This window comes from Spongiactinospora gelatinilytica (assembly GCF_003236385.1).
GTDB classification, from domain to species: Bacteria; Actinomycetota; Actinomycetes; order Streptosporangiales; family Streptosporangiaceae; genus Spongiactinospora; species Spongiactinospora gelatinilytica.
Genome location: NZ_POUA01000013.1, coordinates 13,955 through 39,733, shown reverse-complemented (window position 1 = coordinate 39,733; position 25,779 = coordinate 13,955). Strand labels below are relative to the sequence as shown.

23 protein-coding genes are annotated in these 25,779 nt (G+C 71.0%); 11 read left to right on the top strand and 12 right to left on the bottom strand.

All coding sequences use genetic code 11. From position 1 onward, the window contains the following. Positions 1-42: 42 nt before the first annotated feature. The 3 genes from C1I98_RS03320 to C1I98_RS03310 are packed head-to-tail and all read right to left on the bottom strand — an operon-like array spanning position 43 to position 3,070. A complete protein-coding gene (locus C1I98_RS03320; RefSeq protein ID WP_111165567.1) occupies positions 43-1,080 on the bottom strand; it encodes an autoinducer 2 ABC transporter substrate-binding protein in 1,038 nt (345 codons plus the stop codon). Positions 1,081-1,106: 26 nt separating this feature from the next. Beyond that, positions 1,107-1,940 (bottom strand): BtpA/SgcQ family protein, encoded by an 834-nt coding sequence (locus C1I98_RS03315; RefSeq protein WP_111165566.1) that lies wholly within the window; start codon positions 1,938-1,940, stop codon positions 1,107-1,109. Continuing rightward, positions 1,937-3,070, bottom strand: a complete 1,134-nt coding sequence (locus C1I98_RS03310; RefSeq protein ID WP_158557896.1) for a M42 family metallopeptidase — start codon at positions 3,068-3,070, stop codon at positions 1,937-1,939. Before C1I98_RS03310 ends, C1I98_RS03315 begins: the two co-directional genes overlap by 4 nt. A gap of 153 nt (positions 3,071-3,223) precedes the next feature. Between C1I98_RS03310 and C1I98_RS03305 the strand changes: the two genes are divergently transcribed. Both C1I98_RS03305 and C1I98_RS03300 read left to right on the top strand, forming a co-directional pair. Beyond that, entirely contained in the window at positions 3,224-4,036 is an 813-nt protein-coding gene (locus C1I98_RS03305) for a DeoR/GlpR family DNA-binding transcription regulator (RefSeq protein WP_111165564.1), read from the top strand. Next, positions 4,033-5,619 carry an FGGY-family carbohydrate kinase gene (locus C1I98_RS03300; RefSeq protein WP_199536696.1) on the top strand — a complete coding sequence of 529 codons (1,587 nt, stop codon included), beginning with the start codon at positions 4,033-4,035 and terminating at the stop codon, positions 5,617-5,619. Before C1I98_RS03305 ends, C1I98_RS03300 begins: the two co-directional genes overlap by 4 nt. Here C1I98_RS03300 and C1I98_RS03295 read toward each other — a convergent pair. After that, positions 5,548-6,351, bottom strand: a complete 804-nt coding sequence (locus C1I98_RS03295) for an AfsR/SARP family transcriptional regulator (RefSeq protein WP_158557895.1) — start codon at positions 6,349-6,351, stop codon at positions 5,548-5,550. The two genes, C1I98_RS03300 and C1I98_RS03295, sit on opposite strands and share 72 nt — an antisense overlap. Positions 6,352-6,508: 157 nt before the next feature. Between C1I98_RS03295 and C1I98_RS03290 the strand changes: the two genes are divergently transcribed. Further along, positions 6,509-6,727, top strand: a complete 219-nt coding sequence (locus C1I98_RS03290; RefSeq protein WP_111165562.1) for a DUF397 domain-containing protein — start codon at positions 6,509-6,511, stop codon at positions 6,725-6,727. A gap of 86 nt (positions 6,728-6,813) precedes the next feature. Here C1I98_RS03290 and C1I98_RS03285 read toward each other — a convergent pair whose 3' ends face one another. Together C1I98_RS03285 and C1I98_RS03280 are read right to left on the bottom strand one after the other, a co-directional pair. Further along, the gene (locus tag C1I98_RS03285) at positions 6,814-7,698 is read right to left on the bottom strand and encodes a helix-turn-helix domain-containing protein (protein ID WP_233507120.1); all 885 of its coding nucleotides are present in this window, start codon (positions 7,696-7,698) and stop codon (positions 6,814-6,816) included. A 272-nt stretch (positions 7,699-7,970) separates the two neighbouring features. Beyond that, the gene (locus tag C1I98_RS03280; protein ID WP_111165560.1) at positions 7,971-8,228 is read right to left on the bottom strand and encodes a hypothetical protein; all 258 of its coding nucleotides are present in this window, start codon (positions 8,226-8,228) and stop codon (positions 7,971-7,973) included. 337 nt (positions 8,229-8,565) lie between these two features. Here C1I98_RS03280 and C1I98_RS03275 point away from each other — a divergent pair, with 337 nt between their 5' ends. After that, positions 8,566-11,403, top strand: coding sequence for an ATP-binding protein (locus C1I98_RS03275; RefSeq protein WP_233507118.1), 2,838 nt, complete (start codon positions 8,566-8,568; stop codon positions 11,401-11,403). Between the two features lie 195 nt (positions 11,404-11,598). Here C1I98_RS03275 and C1I98_RS03270 read toward each other — a convergent pair whose 3' ends face one another. After that, positions 11,599-15,027 carry a M28 family peptidase gene (locus C1I98_RS03270; protein WP_111165558.1) on the bottom strand — a complete coding sequence of 1,143 codons (3,429 nt, stop codon included), beginning with the start codon at positions 15,025-15,027 and terminating at the stop codon, positions 11,599-11,601. A 354-nt stretch (positions 15,028-15,381) separates the two neighbouring features. Between C1I98_RS03270 and C1I98_RS03265 the strand changes: the two genes are divergently transcribed. The 3 genes from C1I98_RS03265 to C1I98_RS03255 all read left to right on the top strand — a co-directional run bounded on the left by C1I98_RS03265 (position 15,382) and on the right by C1I98_RS03255 (position 17,854). After that, a complete protein-coding gene (locus C1I98_RS03265; protein ID WP_158557894.1) occupies positions 15,382-15,804 on the top strand; it encodes an ATP-binding protein in 423 nt (140 codons plus the stop codon). Positions 15,805-16,009: 205 nt separating this feature from the next. Beyond that, positions 16,010-17,176, top strand: coding sequence for an alkaline phosphatase PhoX (locus tag C1I98_RS03260; RefSeq protein WP_111165556.1), 1,167 nt, complete (start codon positions 16,010-16,012; stop codon positions 17,174-17,176). Positions 17,177-17,359: 183 nt separating this feature from the next. Further along, on the top strand, positions 17,360-17,854 hold the full coding sequence (locus tag C1I98_RS03255; protein WP_111165555.1) for a beta-class carbonic anhydrase: 495 nt from the start codon (positions 17,360-17,362) through the stop codon (positions 17,852-17,854). A 110-nt stretch (positions 17,855-17,964) separates the two neighbouring features. Here C1I98_RS03255 and C1I98_RS03250 read toward each other — a convergent pair whose 3' ends face one another. The 3 genes from C1I98_RS03250 to C1I98_RS03240 all read right to left on the bottom strand — a co-directional run bounded on the left by C1I98_RS03250 (position 17,965) and on the right by C1I98_RS03240 (position 21,463). After that, entirely contained in the window at positions 17,965-19,269 is a 1,305-nt protein-coding gene (locus C1I98_RS03250) for an amidohydrolase/deacetylase family metallohydrolase (RefSeq protein WP_111165576.1), read from the bottom strand. A gap of 22 nt (positions 19,270-19,291) precedes the next feature. Then, entirely contained in the window at positions 19,292-19,789 is a 498-nt protein-coding gene (locus C1I98_RS03245; RefSeq protein ID WP_111165554.1) for a RidA family protein, read from the bottom strand. Between the two features lie 84 nt (positions 19,790-19,873). Then, positions 19,874-21,463, bottom strand: a complete 1,590-nt coding sequence (locus tag C1I98_RS03240) for an aminotransferase class V-fold PLP-dependent enzyme (protein WP_199536695.1) — start codon at positions 21,461-21,463, stop codon at positions 19,874-19,876. Positions 21,464-21,901: 438 nt separating this feature from the next. On the opposite strand from C1I98_RS03240, the gene C1I98_RS41135 reads away from it, so the two are divergent. Beyond that, the gene (locus C1I98_RS41135) at positions 21,902-22,042 is read left to right on the top strand and encodes a hypothetical protein (protein WP_158557893.1); all 141 of its coding nucleotides are present in this window, start codon (positions 21,902-21,904) and stop codon (positions 22,040-22,042) included. A 159-nt stretch (positions 22,043-22,201) separates the two neighbouring features. Here the strand turns inward: C1I98_RS41135 and C1I98_RS03235 are convergent, their stop codons facing one another. Both C1I98_RS03235 and C1I98_RS03230 read right to left on the bottom strand, forming a co-directional pair. Next, positions 22,202-23,173 (bottom strand): LysR family transcriptional regulator, encoded by a 972-nt coding sequence (locus C1I98_RS03235; protein WP_111165553.1) that lies wholly within the window; start codon positions 23,171-23,173, stop codon positions 22,202-22,204. Positions 23,174-23,272: 99 nt separating this feature from the next. Then, a complete protein-coding gene (locus C1I98_RS03230) occupies positions 23,273-24,319 on the bottom strand; it encodes an LLM class flavin-dependent oxidoreductase (protein ID WP_233507117.1) in 1,047 nt (348 codons plus the stop codon). A 69-nt stretch (positions 24,320-24,388) separates the two neighbouring features. Between C1I98_RS03230 and C1I98_RS03225 the strand changes: the two genes are divergently transcribed. From C1I98_RS03225 to C1I98_RS03215, 3 genes are all read left to right on the top strand, one after another. Then, positions 24,389-24,607: a DUF6158 family protein gene (locus C1I98_RS03225; protein ID WP_233507115.1), complete on the top strand. Its 219-nt coding sequence runs from the start codon at positions 24,389-24,391 to the stop codon at positions 24,605-24,607. Then, positions 24,600-24,872 carry a hypothetical protein gene (locus C1I98_RS03220; RefSeq protein WP_146607263.1) on the top strand — a complete coding sequence of 91 codons (273 nt, stop codon included), beginning with the start codon at positions 24,600-24,602 and terminating at the stop codon, positions 24,870-24,872. The genes C1I98_RS03225 and C1I98_RS03220 overlap by 8 nt, the downstream gene beginning before the upstream one ends. 73 nt (positions 24,873-24,945) lie before the next feature. Next, positions 24,946-25,734, top strand: coding sequence for a putative hydro-lyase (locus tag C1I98_RS03215; protein ID WP_111165550.1), 789 nt, complete (start codon positions 24,946-24,948; stop codon positions 25,732-25,734). Positions 25,735-25,779: the final 45 nt, after the last annotated feature.

The following is a 25,779-nucleotide window of genomic DNA, read 5'->3' as shown; positions in this document are numbered from 1 at the left end:
GGCGGGGCTGGGGCCGCACGCCGGTCCCAGCCCCGGGATGGTCTAGAACTTGTATTCGGCGGCGTTGGACTTGTCCACGTCGATCCAGGCGTTGCCGTGGAAGGTCGTGGCGTTGCCGGGGAACCGCTTCAGCGACTCATAGCCGGGCAGCCCGAGGTTCGTGCCCTCCTCGACCTGCTTGCCCTCGGCCAGCAACCGGGCGATCTTCAGCATGGCCTTGCCCGCGACCGCGGGGTCCCAGAAGAAGATCTTGTCGATCGAGCCGTCGGCGAAGTACTTCTCCGAGACCGACGGGATCGAGGTGCCCATCACGCACACCTTGTCCTGGAGGCCCGCCTCCTGGACGGCCCGGCCGATGCCGGCGACGTCGGTCGCGGCGCTGCCGATGATGCCCTTGATGTCCGGATTGCGAGTGAGCAGTTCCTTGGTCCGGTCATAGGCGACGCCGGTGTTCTCCTGCGACTCGATCGGGTCGGCGACCCGCGTGACGCCCTTGAACTTCTCCTGCGCCCGCGCCTGGGCGCCCGCCGCCCACTCCATGTGGGTCTTGGCGGTGAGGTGACCGACGAAGTTGGCGTACTTGCCGGACTCGCCCATGCACTTGGCCAGCTCGTCCATCATGTGCGCGCCGTACGCGGTGTTGTCGAACGCCTCGATGTCGGCGTCGGTGTTCTTCTGGTCGCTGGCCTCGTGGGTGACGACCTTGATACCGGCGTCGCGGGCCCGCTTGAGCACGCCCTCCAGCGACTCCGGCGAGTTGGGGACGACCGCGATGGCGGTCGGCCGCTGCGGGATCAGGTCCTGGATGATCTTGACCTGCTTCTCGGGACCGGCGTCGTCGGCGCCGGTCTGGGTGGCGTCGATGCCGGTCTCCGTGGCGAACTCCTTGACGCCGGTCTCCATCCGGTTGAACCAGCCGACGCCGGTCAGTTTCACCACGGTGACGAAACGCAGGTCGGCGGGGGCGGCGGTGTTCCCGCCGCCGTTCCCGCCGTCCGAGCTGAGGTCCGCGCTCGAACCACAGGCGGCGAGGGCACTGGCGGACGCGACGGCCACCAGGAGCGTTGAGATCTTGCGCATTGAGGGCTCCTGTCCGGAGGGTCGATTCAGGCGCCGCCCCTGCGCGCCGGCTCCCAGTGGCCGGACTCGGCGGCCACGGAGACCAGGCGCTTGACCCGCTCGGGGTCCACCTCGTTCCACGTGACGCCGTCGCGCTTGAGGGCGGTGCCGACGATGCAGGCGTCCGCGATCGCCAGCATCTGCGCCACGGTCTGTGGGTTGACGCCGGTGTTGGCGATGACGGGTACCTCTCCGACCGCCTCCTTGGCGGCACGGAGCTGCGCGACGTCCACGCCGGTGCCGGTCACGACACCGGACACGCACACCGCGTCGGCGAGCGAGCTGAACACGGCCGACCGCGCGGTGAGCGCGATGTCGCGGGGCGCGATCGGCGCCGCGAACTCGGCGGTGACGTTGTAGAACATCTTCACGCCGTCCGCGCCGATCCGGTCGCGGAAGGAAAGGGTCTCGGCCGGGTCGGTGTTCCACACCCCGAAGTCGCCCGCGTAGGCCCCCGTGAACACTTCGCGGACGAACAGCGCGCCGGTGGCGTGGGCGAGGGCGAGGGCGGCCTTGGGGTCCCAGAGCACGTCCACGCCGAAGGGGATCGGCAGGTCGCGGCTCAGCTCGGCCACCGCCGCGCCCATCACCGCCGTGGTCTCCGGCCCGGCCACCGTCCGGTACGGCCGGTCGCCCTCGTTGCAGAACATGACCGCGTCCACACCGCTGTCCGCCAGGTGCTCAAGGTCGCGGCGGACGGCGTCGATCACGCCGCGCACCCCGGCCGACCTGTCGTGCAGCGGCTGGCCCGGCAGCGGCGGGAAGTGGGCCATCGCGATGACGGCCTTGCGCTTGCCGAACATCTCCTGGAAAAGGGTCATGCCATCCCTCCGTTGCGAAGTTGCGCCGCGCCGCGCGACAGGTCGGTGTCGCGCAGGCGGGCGTTGAGTGCGACGAGCAGATCGGTGGTCGCGACGACGTCCGAGAGCTGCCCGGTTTCCGTTGGCGCGTGGGTGTAGCGCACCGGGATGCCCACGCCGACGGCGGCGATGCCCTCGGCGGTGGCCATCGGCACGAACGCCGCGTCGGTGATGATGCCGACCATGGCGTCGTGCTGGAGCGGGACGCCGGCGTCGCGTCCCGCGGCCTCGACGGCGCGGACCAGCCCGGGGTGCGGGATGAGCCCGCCCAGGGTGCCGCGCCCGTGGAAGGAGAGGCGGGAGAGCGTCGGGCCGCCGCCCAGCGCGACCGAGCCGACCCCGCTGAGGTCGGGGGTGTCGGTGGCGGGGGCGACGTCGACGTTCACCACCACGTCGGGGGCGAACCGTGACACCAGGGCCAGCGTGCCCCTGACGTGGAACTCCTCCTGAGTCGTGAACGCGACGTGGACGGGCTGCGGTGGCGGGTCGGCCAGCAGCCGGTCCACGTACGCCAGCAGCGCGGCCACGCCGACCCGGTCGTCCAGCGACTTGGCGGCGAACCGGCCGCCGGCCAGCTCGTCCCAGGTGGGCGCGTAGGTGATCGGATCACCGACCCGCACGCCCAGGCGCGCCGCCTCCTCCCGGCTGTTCGCGCCGAGGTCGAGGTAGAGGTCGGTGGCCGGGCGGGCCACGTACTTCTCCTCCGGCGGGGTCAGGTGGTGGCTTTTCACGCCGACGACCGCCGGTATGTCGCCGTCGCGGGTGTGGACGACCAGGCGCGCGGCCGGCAGCACCCGCTCCGGCATGCCGCCGAGCCGGTGTACGCGAAGCCAGCCGTCCGCCTCGATGCCCCGCACGACCAGCCCCAGCTCGTCGAGGTGGGCGCTGACCAGGATGCGCGGCCCGTCACCGGAGCCGCCCACGGTCACCGCCACCTGGCCGAGCCGGTCCACCACGGGCGTGAGCCCGCGTGCGGTGAGGTGGTCGGCCACCGCGGCGGTCAGCCGGTCCTCGTTTCCCGCGGGGGCGGGCGTCGCGGACAGCGACCTGATCAGCCCTGACGGATCGCCGAGCGGGTCCCAGGAGGTCAACCTGTACCTTCCTTCCTGCGCGAAGTTGGGCGCCAGTTTGCACGGTTACGTGCAGAACCGTCAAGGTTTTTGCGCGGAAGCGTGCAATGGCACCGGGTTCTGCGCTTTCTCCCGTGCACGGATTCGCGTATGGTGCTGCCACCGGGAGGGGAGATGCTCACGAGTCAGCGAAGGCGCGAGATTCTGCGCAGGGTGGCGGAAGAGGGTTACGTCGAGGCCCGCGCACTGGCCGGCGACCTTGCGGTGGACCCGTCCACCATCAGGCGCGACCTCGACGCGCTCGCCCGGGCGCGGCAGATCACCCGGGTCAGGGGCGGGGCGCGTCCCGCGCCGAGCGGCGCGGCCGACGTGCCGTACGTGGTCAAGCAGCAGGAACGGCTGCTCGCCAAGACGGCCATCGCCCAGGCGGCGGCCGAACTGGTCGCCGACGGCATGTCCGTGGTGCTGGACAGCGGGTCCACGATCTACCAGGTCGGCCTGGCCCTGAGGGAGCGGCGCGGGCTCACCGTGGTCACCAACGACCTGCGCACGGCCAAGATGCTGGCCACCGTGCCCGACATGCGGCTGCTGGTCTCCGGCGGCGAACTCCTCGGGTCGGTGTACTCGCTGGTCGGCCACGCGGCCGAGACGTTCGTCCGCGACGTCGCGGTGGACATGGCCTTCCTCGGCGCCGACGCGATCGAGGTGGCGGCGGGCATCACCAACACCAACAGCCTGGAGGTCCCGCTCAAGCGGGCGATGATGGAGTCGGCCGGCCGCACGGTCGTGTGCGCGGACAGCAGCAAGTTCGGCAGGCGCGCGCTGGTCAAGGTGGCGGCGCTGGACGAGGTGGGGCTCGTGCTCACCGACACCGAGCTTCCCGAGGGGGAGGCCGGGCCGTACGGCGGGGTGCTGCGCCGGGTGCCGGTCGCCGAGACCCCGGCGCCCGATCCCGGCGACGGCGACACCGAGGCGGTGTTCGCGTGAGCGCGCCGGCTTCCGCGGGCCGTTTCCTGGGCATCGACGTCGGCACCGCGTCCAGCAAGGCGGTGCTGGTCGCCGAGGACGGCACGGTGGTCGCCTCCGCGACCCGCCCGCACGAGACCGCCAACCCCCGGCCCGGCTACTTCGAGCACGACCCCGAGGGCGTGTGGTGGGCCGACACGGTCGCGCTGCTGCGCGACCTACGCGAGCGCGCGGGCCTTTCCGCGGTCGCCGGGGTCTGCGCCAGTGGCATCGGGCCGGTGGCGCTGCTCACCGACGCCGCCGGGCGGCCGCTGCGGCCCGCGATCCTGTACGGCATCGACACCCGCGCCGGCCGGGAGATCGGCGAGCTGACCGCGCGGCTCGGCGCCGAGCGGGTCGCCGAGGCCGCGGGCAACCCGCTGACCAGCCAGGCCGTCGGCCCCAAGCTGATGTGGGCGCGCCGCCACGAGCCGGAGACCTGGGCGCGGGCCCGCCGCTGGTACCAGGCGTCGAGCTGGCTCGTCCACCGGCTGACCGGCGAGTACGTGATGGACCGCTACTCCGCCAGCGCCTCGGACCCGATGTACGCGCTCGACGCCCACGACTGGTGGGACCCCGCCTGGGAGGCGCTCCGGTCTGAAGGGGCCCCCGGGCTGGAGCGTCCCCGCCTGGCCGCTCCCGGCGAGGTCGTGGGCGAGGTCGCCCCCGCCGCCGCTGACACGCTCGGCCTGCCCGCGGGTGTGCCGGTGCTGGCCGGCACGATCGACGCACTGGCCGAGGCGTACAGCGTCGGCGTGCGCGACGTCGGCGACATGATGGTCATGTACGGCTCGACGATGTTCTTCATCCAGCACGCCGCCGCCCCCGCCCGTCACCCCGGCCTGTGGAACAACGCCTCGCTGACCGGCCGGGGCTTCTCGGTGGCCGCGGGCATGGCCACCTCGGGCCTGGTCACCGGCTGGTTGCGCGACCTCACCGGCGTCGGCTACGCCGAACTGGCCGCCGAGGCGGAGCGGGTCGCCCCCGGCAGCGACGGGCTGGTCCTGCTGCCCTACTTCGCCGGGGAGCGCACGCCCGTCGCCGACCCCGGCGCCCGGGGCGTGTGGGCCGGGCTCACCCTGCGGCACACCCGCGCCCACCTCTACCGCTCGATCCTTGAGGGCGTGGCGTTCGGCGTGCGCCACAACATCGAGGCCATGGCCGAGGCCGGCGCCGACCCCGCCCGGCTGGTCGCGGTCGGCGGCGGCGCGACCGCGCTGTGGCCGCGCATCGTGACCGACGTGACCGGCAGGCCGCAGGACCTGCCGTCCACCACGGTCGGCGCCTCCTACGGCGATGCCCGCCTGGTCGCCGACGCGCTCGGCGTGGACACCTCCACCTGGAACCCCGTCAAGGAACGCCTGGAGCCCGACCCCGTTCCCCGCGACCGCTACGACGAGCTGTACGGCGTCTATCGCCGCACCTACCAGGCGCTGCGCACCGACCTGCACCTGCTCGCCGAGATCCAGACCGGCGGCCGACCGGCAGAACGGTCAGCAGACCTGACTGCTGATCCCGTTGATTCCGTGGCCCGAATCAACCGAGACGACCGTGAATCCGGCTGAATCGGCGGCCAGGTCCAGGCCCGGGTCCCGGCGCGCCACGCGCTCGCGCAGATGCTCGATCGCCGCGCCCGGCAGGGCGCCCGCGTCGGCGAGCCGTTCCCGGTAGGCCGCGTAGACCGAAAGCGCCTCGGCGGGCCGGCCGGAACGGTAGCAGGCCAGCATCAACAGACCCGACACCTCCTCGTCCGGCGGGCCGTCCCCGGCCAGTCGGGACAGCTCGGGGATGATCCGGGCGTGCCTGCCCAGCCGTAGTTCGGCCTTGAGGAGGGCGATCACCGCGGCGCGGTGCTCCTCCTTCAGCACCTGCCGCTGCTCGGCCGCCCACCGGCCGGTCAGCCCGTTCAGCGGCTCGCCGGCGATCAGGCGTTCCGAACCCCATTCCCGCAGTGCCGCGCGCAGCAGCCGCACGGCCTCGGGGTCATCGTCGTGCAGCCGGGCATAGCCATCCCGCGCCTGGTCGCGGAATCGGTGCACGTCCACCTCGTCGCGCTCGGCGCGCACCCGGTACAGGCCGCCCTTGCCCTCGGGCAGCAGGTGGCCGCCCGCCCGCGCCCTGCCGAGGTGGCGGCGCAGGTCGCTCGCGTAGTGGTGGATGACCTTGCGCGCGCTTTTGATCGGCTCGCCGTCCCACAGGGTGCCGATCAACTGCTCGATATGTACTGGATCGGTCTCTGAGAGCAGGAGTACGGCCAGGAGTAAACGCTGTTTACGGTCGCCGAGATGTACCCACACTCCCTCCCGATAAGCATCGACTTCACTCAACAATCGAAACCGCATCGCCCCTCCTTCGCGAACTACGAGCCGCCACCCGGCGTGATATCCGATCCTCTTTTCCAGCGGGCGGCACCGGCACCCCCGCCAACAGCCCCACAAGGGAAAGGACGTAACGATGGAAACCGCACAGGAAACCCGGCGGCGTGCCGCCGAATGGTTCAAGGCCACCGCCAGTGACAACGGCGGAGGCTGCGTCGAGGTCGCCAGGCGCGGCGAGGGGGTTTCGGTCCGCGACTCCAGGGACCCCGCCGGCCCCGTGCTCCACTTCAGCGGCAAGGAGTGGACGGAGTTCATCGCCGGGGTGCACGCCGGGGAGTTCGACCTGACGACCTGACACGGGGTTGTGCCTGGCGGGGGGAAGGTGCCCGCCGCCCGTCCGCGCACGGGCGGCGGGCGGCCGGGGCGCCATGGCCGCGGCGGTCAACGCGCCGATCCGCCGATCTCGGCGCGCAGGGCAGCGAGGAATTCGCGTGCCTCGTCCTGATAGATCGCCGTTCCGCTGAGCAGATTCCATTGCCGTTCGTAGATGGCGACGTCCTCCGCGGCGTTGGCGTTCAGCCGGACATGGGTGGTCTCGACCTGGACGAAGGTGTCCTCCGCGCTTTCGTCACCGATGTACACCGTGAACCCGTGCGCCGGGCAGACCACCGCTTCCCTGTTGTGCGGTATCAACCCGATCGAGACGTTCTCCAGCGTGCTCAGGGACGAGACCCTGTCCAATTGGGCCAGCAGCAGTTTGGCCGGGCCGGGGCGGCATCTCAGCGCCGCCTCGGTGACCAGGAATTCAAAACGCCGGTTTTCCTGATAAAGTGCGAGCTGGCGTTGCAGGCGGGCGGCCACCGCCATCGCCAGATCGCCCTCCGAGTAGGGCGGGTCGAATAACAGAAAGACCCGCCGGGCATACTCGGCGGTCTGTAGCAGGCCGGGGACGAGCGTCGGCTGGAAGACCCTGACGAGCTTGGCCTGGTCCTCCTGCTCCCGGATGTCGTCCTGCAGATGGGGTTGCCGTTGCAGCGCCGTCCGCCAGGTGTGGATCTCGGTGAACGCCGACTCGGTCAGGTCGACCAGCCACTCCCGCGTCTGCGTGGAGGACTCCACCGCGTCGGCCCACGCGGTCACCTCCGGCATCGTCGGGATCACCGTGCCCGACTCGATCCTAGAGATCTTGGACTGGCTCATCCCGATGCGATGGGCGAGGTCCCGGCCGGAGATCCCGGCGAGGTCGCGCAGCCGGCGCAGCTCGGTGGCCAGCCGCTGTCGCTTGGTCAGATGTACTCCGCCATCACCGCTGCTTCCGTCCCGCACAGCGCCCCCCGTGGCAGTCACGCAATTGAACATCCTTGGATTACCTGATTTAGCGTGATTCCAAATGATGTAGCACTAAATCAGGTCGAGTCGGGGATGTCAAACCAGGCGCAGTCCGGACATCGTTCCCGCTCTGCCGTGTCAGGCGGGCCTCGCGCTCGCTGAGCGGGCTTCTGGCGATTCGCGATGATGCGGCTTGATGCGACACGACGGCGCCGGGCCTGCCGACTGGCAGGCCCGGCGCCGGTGGATCAGCCGAGGGACGTGCGGTTTCAGTCGAAGACGTAGCGGACGCCGACGCCGCCGTGGGCGGCGTTGGCCGTGGTGCCGTTGATGTTGTTGACATTGCCGGACAGGTGCCCGTTGCCCAGGGCCTGGATGATGCTCTCGCCGAACAGGTTGCCCGACTGTGCCGCCTCGAGGTTGCGCGTGCGGTTGTTCCAGGAGTCCGCGTGGGCAGGCGCCGACAGCAACGAGACCGCCGCGGCGGCCGCGATGACGGCACCTGTGACACACAGCTTCTTGATCACTTGAGCTCCCTGCCGAGTTGGTTGACCGTTGTGGAGCAATGGCATGGTCATCCTATAACCCTGTGTGCCGGATCAGTAGCGGACCGTGACGCCGATTTGATCGCGGTGTGGCCACGCCCGGCAGGGGAGTCCGCGCCCGGCAATCGCCCTGAATCACCGCACATCCCGCCCAACAGTCCTTATGGTGGGCTGCGCGAGGAGGGCGGGGATTGTCGCCCTTACGTAGATGTAGCCGAGAGGGTTGACCGAGAGACGGAAGGTAGTGGATAAAGTAAACCGGGAGGGGGCCCCGTATTACAGATCTGTCCGGACCTTATCGGAGCCGCCGATGTCGAGCATGGCCGCATCCATTCTGGTGGGCCGTGACGCGGAGCTCGCCGCGCTCCTCGACGTGATCACCTTGCCGCCGGCGATCGCCCTGCTGGAAGGCGAGGCGGGCATCGGCAAGACACGCCTGGTGCACGCGGCGATCGACGGGTTGCCGGTGCGCGAGCGCACAGTGTTGCTCGGACACTGTCACCAGATTCGGGAGCCGTTCCCTTACGGCCCTGTCTTTGATGCGTTGAGGCATGTGTCGGGTCTGTCGGCAGACGGGCTAAATCCAGTCATCGGGGCGCTACGGGCGTATTTGCCGGAGTTGGCGGGAGAATTGCCGCCCTCGCTACCGCCGCTCGACGACCCGAGGGCCGAGCGGCATCGGCTGTTCCGCGCCGTCCATGCGCTGCTCGCCGCGGTGGCCCCCGCCGTGCTCGTGGTCGAGGACCTGCACTGGGCCGATGACGGCACCCGTGACCTGCTGCGTTTCCTGACCGACGAGCCTCCGGAAGGGTTCGCGCTGATCGTCACCTACCGGCGCGAGGATCTACCGGTCCCCGGCCTGCCGTTCGGGCGCGCCCACCGCAGGCCGCCGGGCACCCGCGGCGGCGTGATCGCGCTCAGGCCGCTGGCCGCCGCCGACGTCGGCAGGCTGGCCGGGGCGCTGCTCGGCCGCTCCGACCTGAGCGAGGCGTTCGCCGCCAAGCTCCAGGAACGCACGGCCGGCATCCCCTTCGTGATCGAGGAGGTCGTGCGCTCGCTGCCGGGCGGCGACCGCGACCCGCTCGCCGGAGAGGGCGGCGCGGACGCGCTGGACGGCATCGGCGTGCCACTGCTGCTGCGCGAGGCCATGGCCGAACGCCTGGCCGGGCTCTCGCCCCCCGCGCTGAGCGCGGTGCGGGCCGCGGCCGTGCTGCGCGTGCCCGCGAGCGAGGAACTGATCGCCGCCGTGGCCGGCGGCGCCTCAGAGGCCGGGCTGCGCGAATGCCTCAAGGCCGGCGTCCTGCACGAGCACACCGAGGGCCGGTACGGCTTCCGCCACGCCCTCGCCCAGCAGGCCGTCTACGACGCGATCCCCGGCCCCGACCGCCGCCTGCGGCACGAGCGGGCGATGGCCGCGCTCGCGCCACTGGACCCGCCGCCGCTGGTCCAGCTCGCCTTCCACGCCCGCCGCGCGGGCGCGATCCAGGCATGGCAGCGCTACGGCGCCGCCGCCGCCGACCACGCCGCCTCCATCGGCGACATGCCGATGGCGGTCGACCTCATGGAGGGCATGCTCGCCGACTCCGAACTGCCGAATGCCGTACGCGGCCCGATGGTGCTGCGGCTCAGCAGGGTCGCCGCGGTCGGGCTGTCCCACCGGCGGGTCGTGGGCCTGGTACGCCGCCTGCTGGCCGACGACTCGCTGTCGCGCGAGGTACGCGGCGAGGCCCGGCTGAACCTCGGCGTACTGCTGTGCAACCAGGCCGGCGAGGTGGCCGCCGGGCGGAGGGAGACCCTGGCGTCCCTCGCCGACCTGGAAGACCGTCCGGACATCGCGGCGCGCGGGCTGGCGCTGCTCGCGATGCCTCCCTGGGGTGACGACTCGCTGGCCACCCATCTGTCGTACATGGAACGCGCGGAGAAACTGGTGGCCACCACCGGCGATCCCGAGCTGACCACGGCCGTGCACGCCAACCGGGTCGCGCTGACCATGCTCGTGGGCGCGCCCGAGGCGGCCCAGCTGGTCGGCACGCTGCCGGCGAGCGACCCTTCGGCCGCGGTGCGCAGGCAGGTGGCGCGGGGGTACGCCAACTTCTGCGACGCGGCCGTCGCGCTCGGCAACTACGACACCGCGAAAAGCTACGAGGCCGAGACGAGGCGGCTGGCCGAGGAGACCGGGGCGCAGTACCCGGACTATCTGGTCCAGTTGTCCTCGCTGCGCCTGGACTGGCTGACCGGCCACTGGGAAGGGCTTTGGGACCGGGCCGCCGCGGTGGTGCGGATGACCGCCGAGACGCCGCTGGTCGCGGTGGACGCCCGGCTGGTGCTCGGCATGCTCGCCGCGGCCAGGGGCGAGTGGGACGAGGCGGAGAACCACCTGCAGGAGGCCGGGCCGAACGACGCCGACTCGGGCTTCCTCCCGGTCATGTGCTCGGCGTCCGGCGGGCTGATCGAGCTGTACCTGATCCGCGACATGGTGGACGAGGCCGTGGCCGAGGCCGGGCGCGCGGTCGGCAGGATGCGCCACAAGGGCATCTGGGTGTGGTGCGACCGGTTGGTGCCGCCCGCCGTGAGCGCGCTGCTGCGGGCCGGGCGCGAAACCGACGCCGCCGAGCTGGTCGCCGACTTCGAGGCGGGCGTGGCCGGCCGCAGCGCCCCGGCCTGCCTGGCCGCGCTGGAGATGGCGCGCGGGATCCTGGTGGAGTCGCGCGGCGAGTTCGAGGAGGCCGCCGGCCTGTACGCGCGGGCCCGCGCCGCGTTCGAGCCGCTGCCGCAGCCCTTCGCCGCGGCCAGGGCGGCCGAGGCCGAGGCGGGCGCGCGGCTCGGCCTCGGTGACCGCGCCGCCGCCGCCCGGCTGCTCGCCGACGCGGCCGGCCGCTTCGCCGGGCTCGGGGCGACCCACGACGCCGCCCGCTGCCGCAGGACGATGCGGGAGATCGGGGTGGAAAAGCCGCCGCCGAGGGGCCGCAAGAGCGGCGGGAACACGCTGTCGCCCAGGGAACGCGAGGTCGCCAGGCTGGTCGGGCTGGGCCGCACCAACCGGGAGATCGCCGAGGTGCTGTTCCTGTCGCGCCGCACGGTCGACACGCACGTCGCCAACGTGCTGCGCAAGCTCGGCGTCCGTTCGCGCGGCGAGGTGACGCCCCCGCCTGACTGAGCCGTTCGCCATGGCACCTCCCTTCGTTCGCCGGGCCTGTTCGTGTTCTGGATGAGATGGGACGGGATGTGGCGAGCCCCGGCCGGTGGCATCGCACTGGGGCGAGCGCGCTGCCACCGGCCGGGGACCGGTGCCCCCTTCCTCTGGGGTCTGGGATGGATATGACCGTGCTTTTCGCCGTGCCCTACGCGTGCCTTACAGGGTGATGCTCCAGGAGTCGAGCGTCCCCTGGTCCTGCGGGTAGACGTCGGTGACCTGGAGGGTCCAGGTGCCGACGGCGTTCTGGCTGACCGGCACCGAGTAGGTCCTGGTCTCGTACGGCGTGCAGTAGGTGCCGCCGTACTGGTCCACCAGATAGGTCGCGCCGTTCGGGGCGCGCAGGGTGAGGTGCAGGTCCTCGGCGCAGGTGTGGTCGATCGTCACGCTCAGCTTGACCGGGGACTCGGCCCTTCCGGTCGCCGTGGAGCTGATCGAACTCGACACCGTGGTGTAGTCGTAGACCGGGTAGTCGGTGTCGTTGGTGAAGGTCCGGTCACCGCCGTCGTCGCCCACGGTCAGCCGGTAGGTCGCCGTGTGCGTCGCGGTCTCGCCGGTGCCGGTGATCGTCACGTTGTACGTGCCGGGCGGCGTGTTCCCCGAGGTGGAGATGGTCAGGCTGGACGTTCCACCGGAGGTCACCGTGGGCGGGTTGAGCGTGGCGGTGGTTCCGCCGGGCAGCCCGGCGGCGGCCGACAGGTTCACCGTCTGGGGGGTGCCCGCGGTGGTGGTCGTGCCGACCGTGGCGGTGGCCTGGCCGCCGGGCTCCACGGTGCCGGACGCCGGGTTCACCGAGATCGAGAAGTCGCGCTCGTTGCCGGGACCGCCGACGGCGAGCTTCCAGATCGCGTACGCCGAGGCGTCCCCGGCCCGGTCCAGGATCGTGTCGTTGATGTTGTTGATGTTGTCGCACGCCTGGTGGTAGCAGGAGTCGTACGCCTGGTTGGCGCTGCCGCCCCACTTGGTCGCCTGGCCCGAGGTCTTGCGCGCGCTCGCGCCCGCGGCCACGCCGGAGGTGGCGATGCCGGCGTTCCTGAAGGAGGCGTCGTCGGAACGGTTGGCGCCCTCGACGTTCTCCTCGGGGGACAGGTTCAGCCCGTCGTAGAACGCCTTCAGGTGCTGGGCGGCGGTGGTGGAGATGTTGTTGATGAAGTAGCCGCCGTTGCGCGAGCCCACCATGTCGTAGTTGTGGTAGACCTTGATCTTGCTCCGCTCGGTGGAGCTGAGCGAGTTGACGTAGAAGCGGGAGCCGTTCAGGCCCTGCTCCTCGTCGGTCCACCAGCCGAAGCGGACGTGCTTGGCCATCGTGGGCCGCTTCTCCGCCAGGGTCAGCGCGACCTCCAGCAGCATGGCCGAGCCGGAGGCGTTGTCGTTGATGCCGGGGCCCGCGCTGACACTGTCGAGGTGCGCGCCGGCCATGATGACCTGGTTCTCATCCCCGCCCGGCCAGTCGGCGATCAGGTTCGGGCCGGAGCCGCCGGTGCAGCCGGAGGTGCACGGCTGGCGGACCACGGTGTAGCCGGCCTCGCGCAGCTTGCCCTCGATGAAGGAGACCGAAGCGGTGTAACCGGCGCTGTAGGAGCTGCGGTTGCCGCCGTTGCCGGTGGCGATCGTCTGGAACTGCTGAAGGTGCGCCTTGACATCGGTCACGCTGATGTCCGGCGGATCGATCTCACCAGGGCCGCCGTCGTCCACCCGCAGGCTGTAGGTCGCCGTGTGCGTGGTCTTGCCGGTGCCCTTGACCGTGATCGAGTAGGTCCCCTCGCCCACGGAGGAGGCGACCTGGAAGGTCGCGTTCGAGGAGCCGCCGCTGGTCACCGAGGTGGGGTTGAAGCGCACGGTGACGCCGTTGGGCACGTTCTCCGCCGTCAGGCCGACGGTCTGCGCGTTGCCCGCGGTGGTCTGGGTGTCGACCCGCGCCGAGATCTCCTTGCCGGGCTCCGCGGTGCCGGAGGAGGGGGCCAGGGAGATCGAGAAGTCGTCGCCCGGCTGGCCACAGGCCGGCTCGCCGGACTGCGTAGGCACGCTCACCGCGTTCCAGGCGTTCTTGACCGTGTTGCACTCGGCGCTGTTGGCGCCGTACAGCTCCACCACGGCGGCCATGGACGCGGAACGGACGTTGGCGTATCGCCAGCTCGACGTCTTGCGCCCGAGCGCGCCCATGAAGACCTTGCCGGCCTTCTGGATGCCGATGCCGGTCACCGACGAGGGGCCGCCGGTGCAGATCGGGCTGTTCGGCTTGCCGCCGCCGGGGCTGCTGCCCTCGGCGACCAGGTAGAACCAGTGGTTCAGCGGGCCGGCCGCGGCGTGCACCTCGGTGTTGGGGATCTGCGTGGACCAGCAGTTGGGGTCCCGGTTGACCAGGCTCGGGTTGTACATGTTGCGGATCGGGCCGTTGCCGACCAGGTTGACCTCTTCGCCGACCAGGTAGTCGGGCTCGTCGAGGTTGGCCGGGTGGTTCACGTAGTACTCGGTCAGCGCGCCGAAGATGTCTCCGGTGCCCTCGTTGATGCCGCCGTTCTCGTTGCCGGAGCCGGCGCCGCCGGGCGTGGTCTGGAAGATCGCGTGACCGTACTCGTGCGCCACCACGTCGATCGGGGTGGCCTGCTTGGTGTTGGCCTGGTTGTGGCCGAAGTTGGTGTAGCTGCCGTTCCAGAACGCGTTGACGTCGTTCAGGCCGACCCGCGCGGGGAACCCACGGCCGCTGCCGTTGATACCGTTGCGGCCCAGCCACTCGCGCAGCATGTCCCATTCCTTGCCGACGGCGAACAGGACGTCGACGCAGGCCGTCTCCAGGTTGGTGCCGCTGCCGTTGCCCCAGTTGTCGTCGGGCCCGGTGTAGGCGGTGCCGCCCTGGCCGCCGCAGGAGATGCCGGGCCGGCCGGAGTCGGTCATGGAGTACTGGCTGCCGGACCGGGAGGTCCCGATGGTCACCGGGTTGCCGTTGTAGTGGCCGTTGCCGGTGCCCGCCAGGATCTCGTCATAGGAGTCGGCGATCTTGCCGGACCTGGCGTCCACGAAGACGTGCTGCTTGCTGGGCTTGCCCGAGGCCACGCCGGAGACCACGACCTCCCAGGCGAGCTTGGGCTTGGCGCCCCAGGCCAGGACGACCAGGCGCGGCTGGGCGCTGTCGTCGACCCGGCTCAGCTTGGTCTTGGCGGTGGCCAGCGCGCGGCCGGAACCGACGCTCGCCTTGGTCGGCACGTTGCTCGGGCTGGGGCCGGAGGCGGCGGCCGTGTCGCGTACCCGGCCGCTCGCGTCGGTCACCACGACGGCGTCGCCGCCGACGACGGGGAGGCCCTTGTAGGTGCGCTCGTAGGCGACGTAGTGCATCCCGCCGGCGCCCGGTGTGACGCTCAGGCGGTGGTAAGCCTCATCAGGACCCCTGCGGAGTTCGTCGAGCCCGCTGAAGACCGCCTTGTCGGCGGCGGCCGCGGCGAGCGACTTGGGGTCGGCGGCGGCCTTGACGGCATCGGCCGCGGCGGGGGTGGCCCCAGGCGGGGCCGCGTACGCCGACGACGCCGGTAACGCCGTCGATGCGACCACGGCGACGCCTAACGCCGCCGCGAGGAGGGTCGTGCGTTTCACTTGATTCCTTTCGGCTCTCCCTGGCCTGGCCGCCGGTCGGCGGCCGTTGGCCCACCGCGTCGCCGGAGGTCGTCCGGCGGCGCGGTGATCGGGAAACGGGGGGTGAAGGATATGTAGCGGCCAGAACGGGTTTGGAGGGGTGATCGGCCCGTTCTGCCCTGTGCCGCCCGACGCTAAGGTCTCGCCTCACCGAGAAAAATCCGTAACCGTATCGGTAGCCCATACCTAAATCGGCTGAGAAGCCCGCATACGTACCCACCCGGTCTGGAGGGTCGCGCGAGCGTCGCCTATGGTGGCCGGGGGTGGGAGACGGCCGCGAGGCCGAGGCATGTGATGAGGCGGTTCCCAGTGCAGGTGAGTCATCAGTCCCTTCATCGCTTTTCGCCGCGGCCGGCTCCCGGTGAGATCGTTTTCGGCGTCGCCGAGCTGCAGGCCGTACGGGCGTACGCCGCCGCCTACGTCCGGGCGCTCGGGCTCGCGGACGACTGGGTCGCCGACTTCCTGGTCGCGACGAACGAGGTCGCCACGAACGCCGTCATCCACGGCGCCGGCGTCGCCCGGCTGCGGGTGTGGGACGCGGGCGGGCAGGTGGTGGCCGAGGTGTACGACGAGGGCGTGTGGCCGCGGGCCGAGGGCGAGCCCGAGCTGAAGCCGCCGGGCCCCTACCCGACCGGGGGGATGGGGCTGTGGCTGGCGCACACGGTGGCCTCTGGGTTCCGGCTGAGCACCGGGGCGGCGGGCACGACTGTGACGCTGTGGTTCGACCGCGGTTGCTGAGGGGCCGCCAGAGCCATGGGCTACTAGGGCAAATCCTCTATACCAGGAGGAAACTCCTGTTTCCGGCTATATACGATGTGTTGCTACTTGGAAACCTTTGGCGTGACACCTGGTATTCACCCCGTCACCGGCTGCGCGCCAGACGGGCGGCCTACCTTTCGTCCGGGGCGCGTACCCCGAGCGCCCCGGACGAAAGGAGTCGCCGATGAAACGCCGTAACTTACTCCGCGCATCGGTGGTCGGCGCGGGGGCGCTGGCCTTCACCGGAAGCCTGTGGGAGGGCGCGTTCGCCGCCCCCGCCCAGAACGCCACCGGCCCCTATGGCCCGCTCCAGCGCGCCGACGCCAACGGAATCCAGTTGCCCGCGGGCTTTTCCAGCCGGGTGGTCGCCCGTTCCGGTCAGACCGTCCCCGGTACCTCCTACACCTGGCACGCGGCCCCCGACGGCGGCGCGTGCTTCGCTGACGGCAGCGGATGGATCTACGTGTCCAACGCCGAGATCGGCAGCGGCGGCGGCGGCGCGTCGGCGATCCGGTTCGACTCGGCGGGCACGGCGACGTCCGCCTACCGGATCCTCGGCGGCACCAACCGCAACTGCGCCGGCGGCGCGACCCCGTGGAACACCTGGCTCTCCTGCGAGGAGGTGGACACCGGGCGGGTCTGGGAGACCTATCCGTTCAGCGGCTCGAGCGCCACGGCGGTCGTCCGCCCGGCGATGGGGCGCTTCAACCACGAGGCCGCCGCCTGCGACCCGGTGCGCCGGGCCATCTACCTCACCGAGGACAAGTCCGACGGCTGCTTCTACCGTTTCCTGCCCACCACCTGGGGCGACCTGTCGTCCGGCACCCTTCAGGTACTCCGCGCGGGCACCGCCACCTCCGGCTCGTTCACCTGGGCGAACGTACCCGACCCCGATGGCTCGCCCACCGCCACCCGCAACCAGGTCTCCGGGGTCAAGCGGTTCAACGGCGGCGAAGGGTGTCACTATGCCAGTGACACCGTGTGGTTCACCACCAAGGGCGACAACCGCGTGTGGCAGGTCAACCTGGCCGACAACACCTACGAGCTCGCCTACGACGACAACCTGGTCACCCCCGGCACGGCCCCGCTGACCGGCGTCGACAACATCACCGGCGCCGGCTCCGGCGACCTGTACGTCGCCGAGGACGGCGGCAACATGGAGATCTGCCTGATCACCCCCGATGACAAGATCTCCGTCTTCCTGCGGATCGGCGGCCAGAGCTCGTCGGAGATCGCCGGTCCGGCCTTCACGCCCGCGGGCGACCGCCTGTACTTCTCCTCCCAGCGCGGTACCAGCGGCTCCTCGTCCGGCGGCATCACCTACTGCGTGACCGGTCCGTTCCGCACCTGACCCCCCTTCCGTCCCGACGTCGGGCCGGGTGCGTCCATCCGGGGCACGCGCCCGGCCCGGCGCGTGACGACGTTTCCCGTTCTTGCCACCATTCGGTCACAATGGGTGAAAATCCCTATTGAAAGTGTCGGGAAAATGCACAATCCTGAGGGTGGTATCCGGCCGCGGACGAGAGGGAACCCGATGAGCGTCACCGACGAGGTACTGGCCAATGCCGAGCGCTACGCCGCCGCCTTCGCCCTGGGCGATCTGCGGCTGCCCCCCGCCAAGCGGCTCGCCGTGGTCGCCTGCATGGACGCCAGGCTCGACCCCTACGCCGTGCTCGGCCTCCGCGAGGGCGACGCGCATGTGATCCGCAACGCGGGCGGCGCGATCACCGCCGATGCCCGCCGCAGCCTGGCGATCAGCCAGCGGCTGCTGGGCACCCTGGAGATCATCCTGATCCACCACACCGACTGCGGCATGCTCACCTTCACCGACGACGCGTTCAAGGCGGGCCTCCAGGCCGAGACCGGGGTCAGGCCGGACTGGGCCGCCGAGGCGTTCTCCGACCTGGAGGAGGACGTCCGGCAGTCGATCGCCAGGATCAAGGGCGACGCCTTCATCCCGTACACCGACCGGGTGCGCGGATTCATCTACGAGGTGGAGACTGGCAGGCTGCGCGAGGTCAAGCCCTGAAACCGGCTCGTGAAACCGGCTCGTGAAAGCGGCTTGTGAAACGGCGGCGCGGACGCCGGGGGCCTCGCCCCTGGCGTCCGCGCCGCCGGACCGCTCCCGCGGGAGCCGGTTCAGTGCTCGTGCTCCTCTCCGCCGCCCAGGCCGGGGGCCCACGGCTTGGCGGTCATCCCGTTCAGGTCCCAGACCACCTCACCGGCGCGGACCGTCAGCTCACAGGTGAGCTTCTGGTCTCCGGTGAGCTTGAACCCGAAGCTGTCGGTGTAGCCGAACGCGCCCTTGTCCAGGGAGAAGACCGCGATGTCGGCGGGCGCGCCCACCGACAGATGGCCGAGGTCGGCGCGCTTGACCGACTGGGCGGACTTCCAGGTGGAGGCCGCCACCACGTCCTTGAGCGGCATGCCGAGGACGAGGAACTTCGACATGACGTTGGCCATGTCCTTCATGCCGGAGTTCATGCTGGTCACGTGCAGGTCGGTGGAGAGCGTGTCCGGGGTGAAGCCCTCCTTCATCCCCGGCACCGCCACCTTCCAGGCGAAGCTGCCGCCGCCGTGCCCGACGTCGAACAGCACGCCGCGCTTGCGGCCGGCCCACATGCCCGGGTTGAGCTTGCCGTCCTCGCCGAGTTCGCCGCGGTTGCCGGAGTAGGCGTGGGTGTAGATGTCACCCGGCCGCAGCTTCTCGGTGAGCAACTGCGCCAGCGGGCGTTCGGGGCGATTGCTGCCGAAGTCCACCATCACCGGGATGTTCGCCTGCTCTCCGGCGCTCACCGAGCGTTCCACCGGCTTCCAGTCCATGCCCTCGTAGTGGGCGGTCTTGATGCCGACGATCACCCCCGGGTACTTCTTCGCCGTCCGCGCGGCGGGCCCGGCCCGCATGTCGTTCAGATTCTGTTCGTACCTCCCGCCGGCCATCCCCTTGCCCACGATGTTGAGGAAGGCCAGCACCCGGGTCTTGGACTTGTCGATCACGTACTTCTTGAACTCGCCGAAGTTCTTCCAGCCCGCCGAGCCGGTGTCCACCGCGGTGGTCACCCCGGCCCGGAAGGTGAAGCCGTCGGGGGCGACGGCCAGCACGCCCGACGCGTAGGCGTCGTTCCTGCCGGTGAACATGTGGGCGTGCAGGTCGATGATGCCGGGCGTGACGTACTTGCCCGACGCGTCCACGGTCCGTGTCGCCTGGGCCGGGTCGATGCCCGCTCCGACCTTGGCGACCTTGCCGTCCTTGACGGCGACGTCCGTGACCGCGTCGATCCCGTTCTTGGGGTCGATCACGTGACCCTGGCGGATCACGAGGTCGTAGGCGGCCTCGGCGTGCGCCGGCGGGGCCGCGCCCGCCGTACCGGCGACCAGGGTGAGCAGCGCCGGAAGTACGGCGCGGCCGAGGAGGGACCCCGGCGTGCGCGATCGATGTCTCATGTCCATCTCGTCCCGTCCGTGCTCATCTGACCGCGATGCAGTCGATCTCGACGAGCGAGTCGCCCGGGATGCCGGACTTGGCGGCGATGGTGGTGCGCACGCCGGGCTTGGCGCCGAACCGGCCCTTGAACACCTCGTTCATCCCGTCGTAGTCGGCGAGGTCGTTCAGGTAGACGTTCACCTTGAGGACCTTCTCCATGGAGGAGCCGACCGCTTCGAGGTTGCGCTTCAGCTCCTTCAGCACATGGTCGGTGTGCGCGCGGATGTCACCGGGGAAGTGCGCGCCGATCCCGGAGAGGAACACCAGGTCGCCGTAGGTGACGACCGGGCTGAACAGCGGGTCCTTGGGCGGCTGGCCGCCCGGCCAGTGGACCTCCTTACGGGGCTTGTGGCCGTGCCCGCGGCCGGCCGCCTCCACGTCGTCGGCCGCGGCGGCGGTGGCGGTGGCGAGGACCGGCACGGCGGCGACCGCGGCCACGGCCGGCGCGCTGCGCATGAAGTCCCGGCGGTTCGAGGTCACGCTTCCTCCTTCTTCCACGCCGCTCGGGCGTGCTGGGGTTCTTCGGTGTCGCGATGGGTTCGGGGGGTCGGATGGCGGGCGGGGTCAGCCCGCACGGGTGGCCGTCCAGGTGGCCTTGAGGTACTCGCCCATGTCGAGGTCGCCGCGCATGGAGCCGCCCGCCACGGTGCCGGTGAAGGTGAAGTCGAGGGCGTCGCCGTGCGACTCGGGGTACACGCTGCGCAGCCGTACGGTGTCGCCGCTCACGGTGCCGGTCAGCTCCCGGGTGACGAACTCCCCGGTGTGGGAGCCGGTCACCTTGTCGCCGCTCTGGGTGAGTTGCAGCCGGTGCGCGGTGGAGCTGCCGGCCAGGTACTGGATCTTCACCGCCCAGGTGCCGCCGACCTGGACCGATGGCGGCTTCGGCGGCTCCGGCGGGGCCGGCGGGTCGCGCAGCACCTCCACCAGCCGCCGGGCGATGGCCTTCTCGTCGCCGGGGGAGAGCATGTACGGCGTGATCGACACGCCGGTCCTGCCCGAGCCGCCCGTCTGGTTCAGGGCGATCCGCGGCTCGTCCGCGTAGAGGGTGTCCATCACGGTCTTGCCGGACACGCCGAGCCGCTTCTCCTCCCACAGGATGCGCAGCGACGGCGTCCGGTTGGACAGGCCCTCGGGCTGCACGACCTCGGTGGTCACGCCCTGGACGGAGGAGACCCGGCGGGCGATGTACCGGAGCCAGGACTCCCAGCGGGCGTACTCGGCGTCGTGGTCGCGCCGCACCCACATCTCCACCGCCATGAGCATGCCCATGGCCTCTTCCTTGCCGACCTTGAAGCCGCGGGCGAAGCCGTGGTGCGGGGCGCTGTGCACCCAGGCCGCCCGGACCAGGTCCTCGCGGCCGAGCAGCAGCCCGGCCGACTGCGGGCCTCGGATGGCCTTGCCGCCGCTGTAGGCGACCAGGTCGGCGCCGTGGCCCAGGTGGACGTTGGGGATGGTCAGGATCTCCGCCGCCGCGTCCACCAGGACCGGCACGCCGCGCGGCTTGGCCACCTCGGCGATGACCTTGGTGTTGAGCTCGCTCTTGTCCACGCGCGGCCCGGCCATTATGTAGACCAGCGCGGTCTGCGGCCCGATCGCCGCCTCCAGCTCCTGGCGGGTGGAGACCTCCACGATCTTCACCCCGACCGCGCTGATCGCCGCCTCGTAGACGTTGCGGGAGTGCTTGGGGATGATCACCTCGGTCTTCTGGAAGCCGGTGAGGTCGGGGATGCGCACGTGCAGGTCGGGGTTGCCGCCGGCGACGCAGGCCGCGGTGGCGTGCGTCATAGCGGCCGCGCACCCCGAGCTGACCAGCCCGAACTCCGCCTTGGTCAGCTCGGCCAGGCGCCTGCCCACGGCGTCGGCCAGCTCGTCCAGGTGGACGTACTGCCGGGACGCCTGGTCGATCGCCTCCCGCACCTGGGGCAGCATCAGCGAACCGCTGAGGATCGTGAACGTGCCGCGCGCGTTGATCAGCGGGCGTACGCCGATGGCCCGGTAGAGGTCCTTGGCGGCGGCGGCCCCGGCGGGGACGGCGTGCGCCGCGGCGGCGGCTTCGGCGGCGGGGCTCAGTAACGGACCCAGCGCGAGGGCGCCGCCCACTCCCGCGCTGCGTTGGAGGATCTTACGACGAGACAGAGCGTCAGCACGCACCATGGCCCCCAGGCACCTCGTATGTCGTGGCCAGGCCAACGCTATGGAGGTGGGGGACGGGTGTTAAGCGCGTTTTTCTGATGACCGTATTCGTGAGGCGAATGAACGGCGCGCATCCGCCGGGTGAAGAATCGGCGGCCAGGGGGCTGAAGTGCGAATTTTCCCTGGTAGATCCGGTTACGAGCACGCCAGGGGCTCCTCGCCGGTGGGCGGGGGCTGCACCTGGCGGCCGGAGAACGGCCGGTCGGCGTGGTCGGCGTCGCGGCACAACCGATCTGATGCGATCGCGCCCTAACTATACCGATAACTCCTGGTAAGAGCTGTTCGCCCCCCTTGCGGGGCATTGGGGTGGTCGGGGCCGCGGGCGGCTAGGTAACGCGCATCCGTAACGCGGGCGTTTCCCCGGAAAACCGATGTCATTACGGAGTCACGGCCCGAGTGATGCCCGCACTGGAGCGCCGCTCGGCCTCGCGCCCGCGGCGGTTCGGCGGCCGGGGCCGGGCCGTCGCGGGCAGCGTCCGCGCGGCGGAGCGCCCATGGGCCGCCGGACCCAACCCGGGCCGGGTCCGCCATGCGGGGTGAGCGGTACCGGGGCGCTCATCGCGCCCGGGATGAACGGACGCTTTCCAGGTAGGATGAATCGCTCAGGGTGCCGGGGTGTTTTCCATAACGCCGGCATATGCACCGGGGTGATAGATGTTGTGGCCATGAGGGCTGGATGTTATGGCCTTCGGATATGGGCTAGGGCATGGTCCCGAATCCCGGGTGGGCGCCGAGCCAGTTCAGATAGCGCTGACTGCGGCGTACCGCGTCCATGTGGGCGGCCTTGGCGTGTACCACGAGGGCGGGGGCGGCCTCGGCGGCGGGCGACTCCGGGTGCCAGCCGAGCACCTGCCGCCAGCGCAGCGGCGCGCCCACGATGGGCAGCAGGGTGACGCCCGGGGTCAGCCGGAACGTCGCCTGGCACAGTGCGACGGCCCGGCCGAGCTGGGCCAGGTGGACGCAGGTCGCCACGTCGGTCTCGTAGATCGTGCGGGGGGTGAAACCGGCCCGTGCGCAGGCCGCGGCGAAGCAGTCGGCGAAGCAGCCGTCCCCGGGCGCGACGGCCCAGTTCTCCTGGGCGAGCGCGCCCAGTTCGACCTCCGGCTCGCCCGCCAGCGGGTGGTTCTCGCCGAGCAGGATGCACACCGCGTCCAGGGCCACCGCCCGCCAGGAAAGGTTCTCGCCGGACGGTGGAGAACTGTCTCCGCAGACCCCGACGACGGCGAAGTCGAGCCGGCCCACCATCAGCATCTCTGACAGCTCGTTGGCCGACCAGGAGGTGTGTGTGCTGACGCTGGCGTTGGGATGCGCCGCGGCCAGCCGGTCCACCAGGCCGCCCAGGATGGGGCTGTTGGTCGCGCCGATGCGGTAGCGCTGCTGTTCACCGTCGGCGTTGTCGGCGAACCTCGCGAACCGGGCGGCCTCCTCCTGTAGCTGGCGGGCGGCCGGCAACAGCACCCTGGCACGGGTGAGCACCAGCTCCCCTAACGCGGTGGGCCGCGCCCCGGTGTGGTCACGCTCGAACAGGGCGCCCCCGAGCGCGCGCTCGATGCGCTTGAGCTGGGCGGTCAGGGCGGGTTGGGCCAGGCCGAGCACGGTTGCGGCCTTGGATACGCTGCCTGCTTCCGCGACGGCACGAACTATCCTGAGGTGGCGGAGCTCCAGATCCATAGCCGAACGGTATGGCCCGGACGTCCCCCTGCCAATGAGAAAATGTCACGAAGTTTGACGATTCTGAGTCGGAACGTTCCTAAATCAGGTCTAACTTCGCTAATCGGTCATCTTGTACGCTTTGGCGATCAACTCATACGAGCGTATACGATTCTCGCCGCCGTGCATCGTCGCAGTGATCATCAGCTCGTCCACGCCGGTCCGCTCGCACAGCTCTGACAGCCCGGCCCGGACGGCGTCCGGCTCGCCGTACACGACATTGGACAGCCAGGAGTCCAGGAACTCCTCCTCGACCATGGAGTAGGGGTACTCCTCGGCCTCCTCCGGAGTGGGCACCGGCGAGGGCGTGCCACGGCGCAGCCGCAGCATGGCCAGGCCCCCGGTACGGGCCAGCCGGTGCGCCTCGCGGGCGGTGTCGGCCGCGACCGCGCTCACCCCGATCATCGCGTACGGCCGGTCCAGCACGGCCGACGGCTGGAACGCCGAGCGGTACAGGGCCAGCGCCGGCTCGGTGTTGGCGGCGCTGAAGTGGTGGGCGAACGCGAACGGCAGCCCGAGCAGCCCCGCCAGTTGCGCGCTGAACCCGCTGGAGCCGAGCAGCCAGACCGGCGGCCGGCCCGCCGGGTCGCGCGGCACCGCCAGGATGCGCTCGAAGCGGTGGCCGGGCTCGAAGGAGCCGTCCAGGAACGACACCAGCTCGCTGACCTCCTGCGGGAACCGGTCGGCGTCGCCGCGGCGCAGCGCCGCCGCGGTCGCCCCGTCGGTGCCCGGGGCGCGGCCGAGGCCCAGGTCGATGCGGCCGGGGTGCAGCGCGTGCAGCATGCCGAACTGCTCGGCGATGATCAGCGGGGCGTGGTTGGGCAGCATCACCCCGCCCGAGCCGAGCCTGATCGAGCTGGTGTGCGCGGCCAGGTGGGCGATGAGCACCGCGGGGGAGGAACTCGCCACGCCGGGCATGCCATGGTGCTCGGCCACCCACAGCCGGTGGTAGCCCCAGCGCTCCGCGTTGCAGGCGAGCTCGGTGCTCGTGCGCAGCGCCTCTGCGGGGGTGTGGCCGGCGCTCACGGTCGCGAGGTCCAGCACCGACAGCGGAACTTCGGCATCGCCCTTGGCGATGCCCCTGATCTCGTCGCTCACGTCGGGCACAACTCAGAGCATGCCCGGCCCTATTCCAGGTGACGCCGGGTCTCTGGTGGGTAAGCGAGAACTATGACAATGGGTATAGATCCTCGGGTACTCCCGGAAGAAGACCTGCTCCGCGAGCTGCGCCACGTCCACGTGACGCGCACCGAGACGCTGCGGCACGGATCCGACGACGCCCTCGACCACCACACGGTCCGCACCAGGGAGCTGGAGGCCGAGTACCTGCGCCGCCACCCCGAGCGGGAGATCGACCCGGAACGCCTGAGGGAAGGAGCGCGACAACGTGTCTAGACATGCGCCGCATTCGCCGCATTCGCCGCCGAGGAGCCTGCATGACGTCCAGGCGCTCACCGACGCCGACACCACCGTGTACGAGGCGGTCTGCTCGCTCGCGGTGGACGGCCGGATCGCCCACGTGCCCGACGTGGCCCAGATGACCGGGCAGCCCGAGCACGAGGTACGGCAGCGCCTGGTGCGGCTGGTGGAGAACGGCTGGCTGAACCAGAAGGGCGAGGGCTTCGCACTGGGCCCGCACGACTGGGGCCTCGAATACTGACCCCCCGGCCCTGGATCCTCCGGACGGTCCTGGGCGATCATGGAGGGAGACTCCGGCGATCCCGGGAGGATCGATGACCCCTGCCGACCCCGGCGCGCTCGCACCGGCCAGGGCACGTGAGCTGTTCCGGGGCGGGCTTCGCACGCCCACCGCCGGGTGGTGCCGTGGCTGGACGCAGGCCAACCTGCTCGCCGTGCCCCGTTCCCTCGCCTACGACCTGCTGCTGTTCGGGCAGCGCAACCCCAAGGCCTGCCCGGTGCTCGACGTGGGCGACCCGGGGGCCTTCGGTACCGAGATCTTCGGCGGCGACCTGCGCACCGACCTGCCCGGCTACCGCGTCTACGAGAACGGCGAGCCGGTCGCCGAGCCGGCCGAGGTGACCGGCCTGTGGCGGGAGGACCTGGTGGCCTTCCTGATCGGATGCAGCTTCACCTTCGAGGACGCGCTGGTCCAGGCGGGCGTCCCGGTACGGCACCTTGCGGCCGGCACGAACGTGCCGATGTTCGTCACCTCGCTGAAGTGCCGGCCCGCGGGGGCGCTGGCCGGGCCGCTGGTGGTGTCGATGCGGCCGGTCCCCGCGTCGCTGGTGGCCGAGGCGGTCCGGATCACCGCGCGCTACCCGGCGGTCCACGGGGCCCCAGTCCATGTGGGCGACCCCGCCGAGATCGGGGTGACCGACCTCGGCAGGCCCGATTTCGGCGATCCGGTGGAGGTGCGGCCCGGTGAGGTCCCGATGTTCTGGGCGTGCGGGGTGACCCCGCAGGCCGCGGTGATGGCGAGCGGGGTGCCGTTCGCCATCGGGCACCTGCCCGGCCACATGGCCGTCACCGACGTGCGCGACCACCGCTTCCTGGTCCCCTGACCCGTTAATGCGGACACTCCCAATATCCTGTGAAATGACAGGACA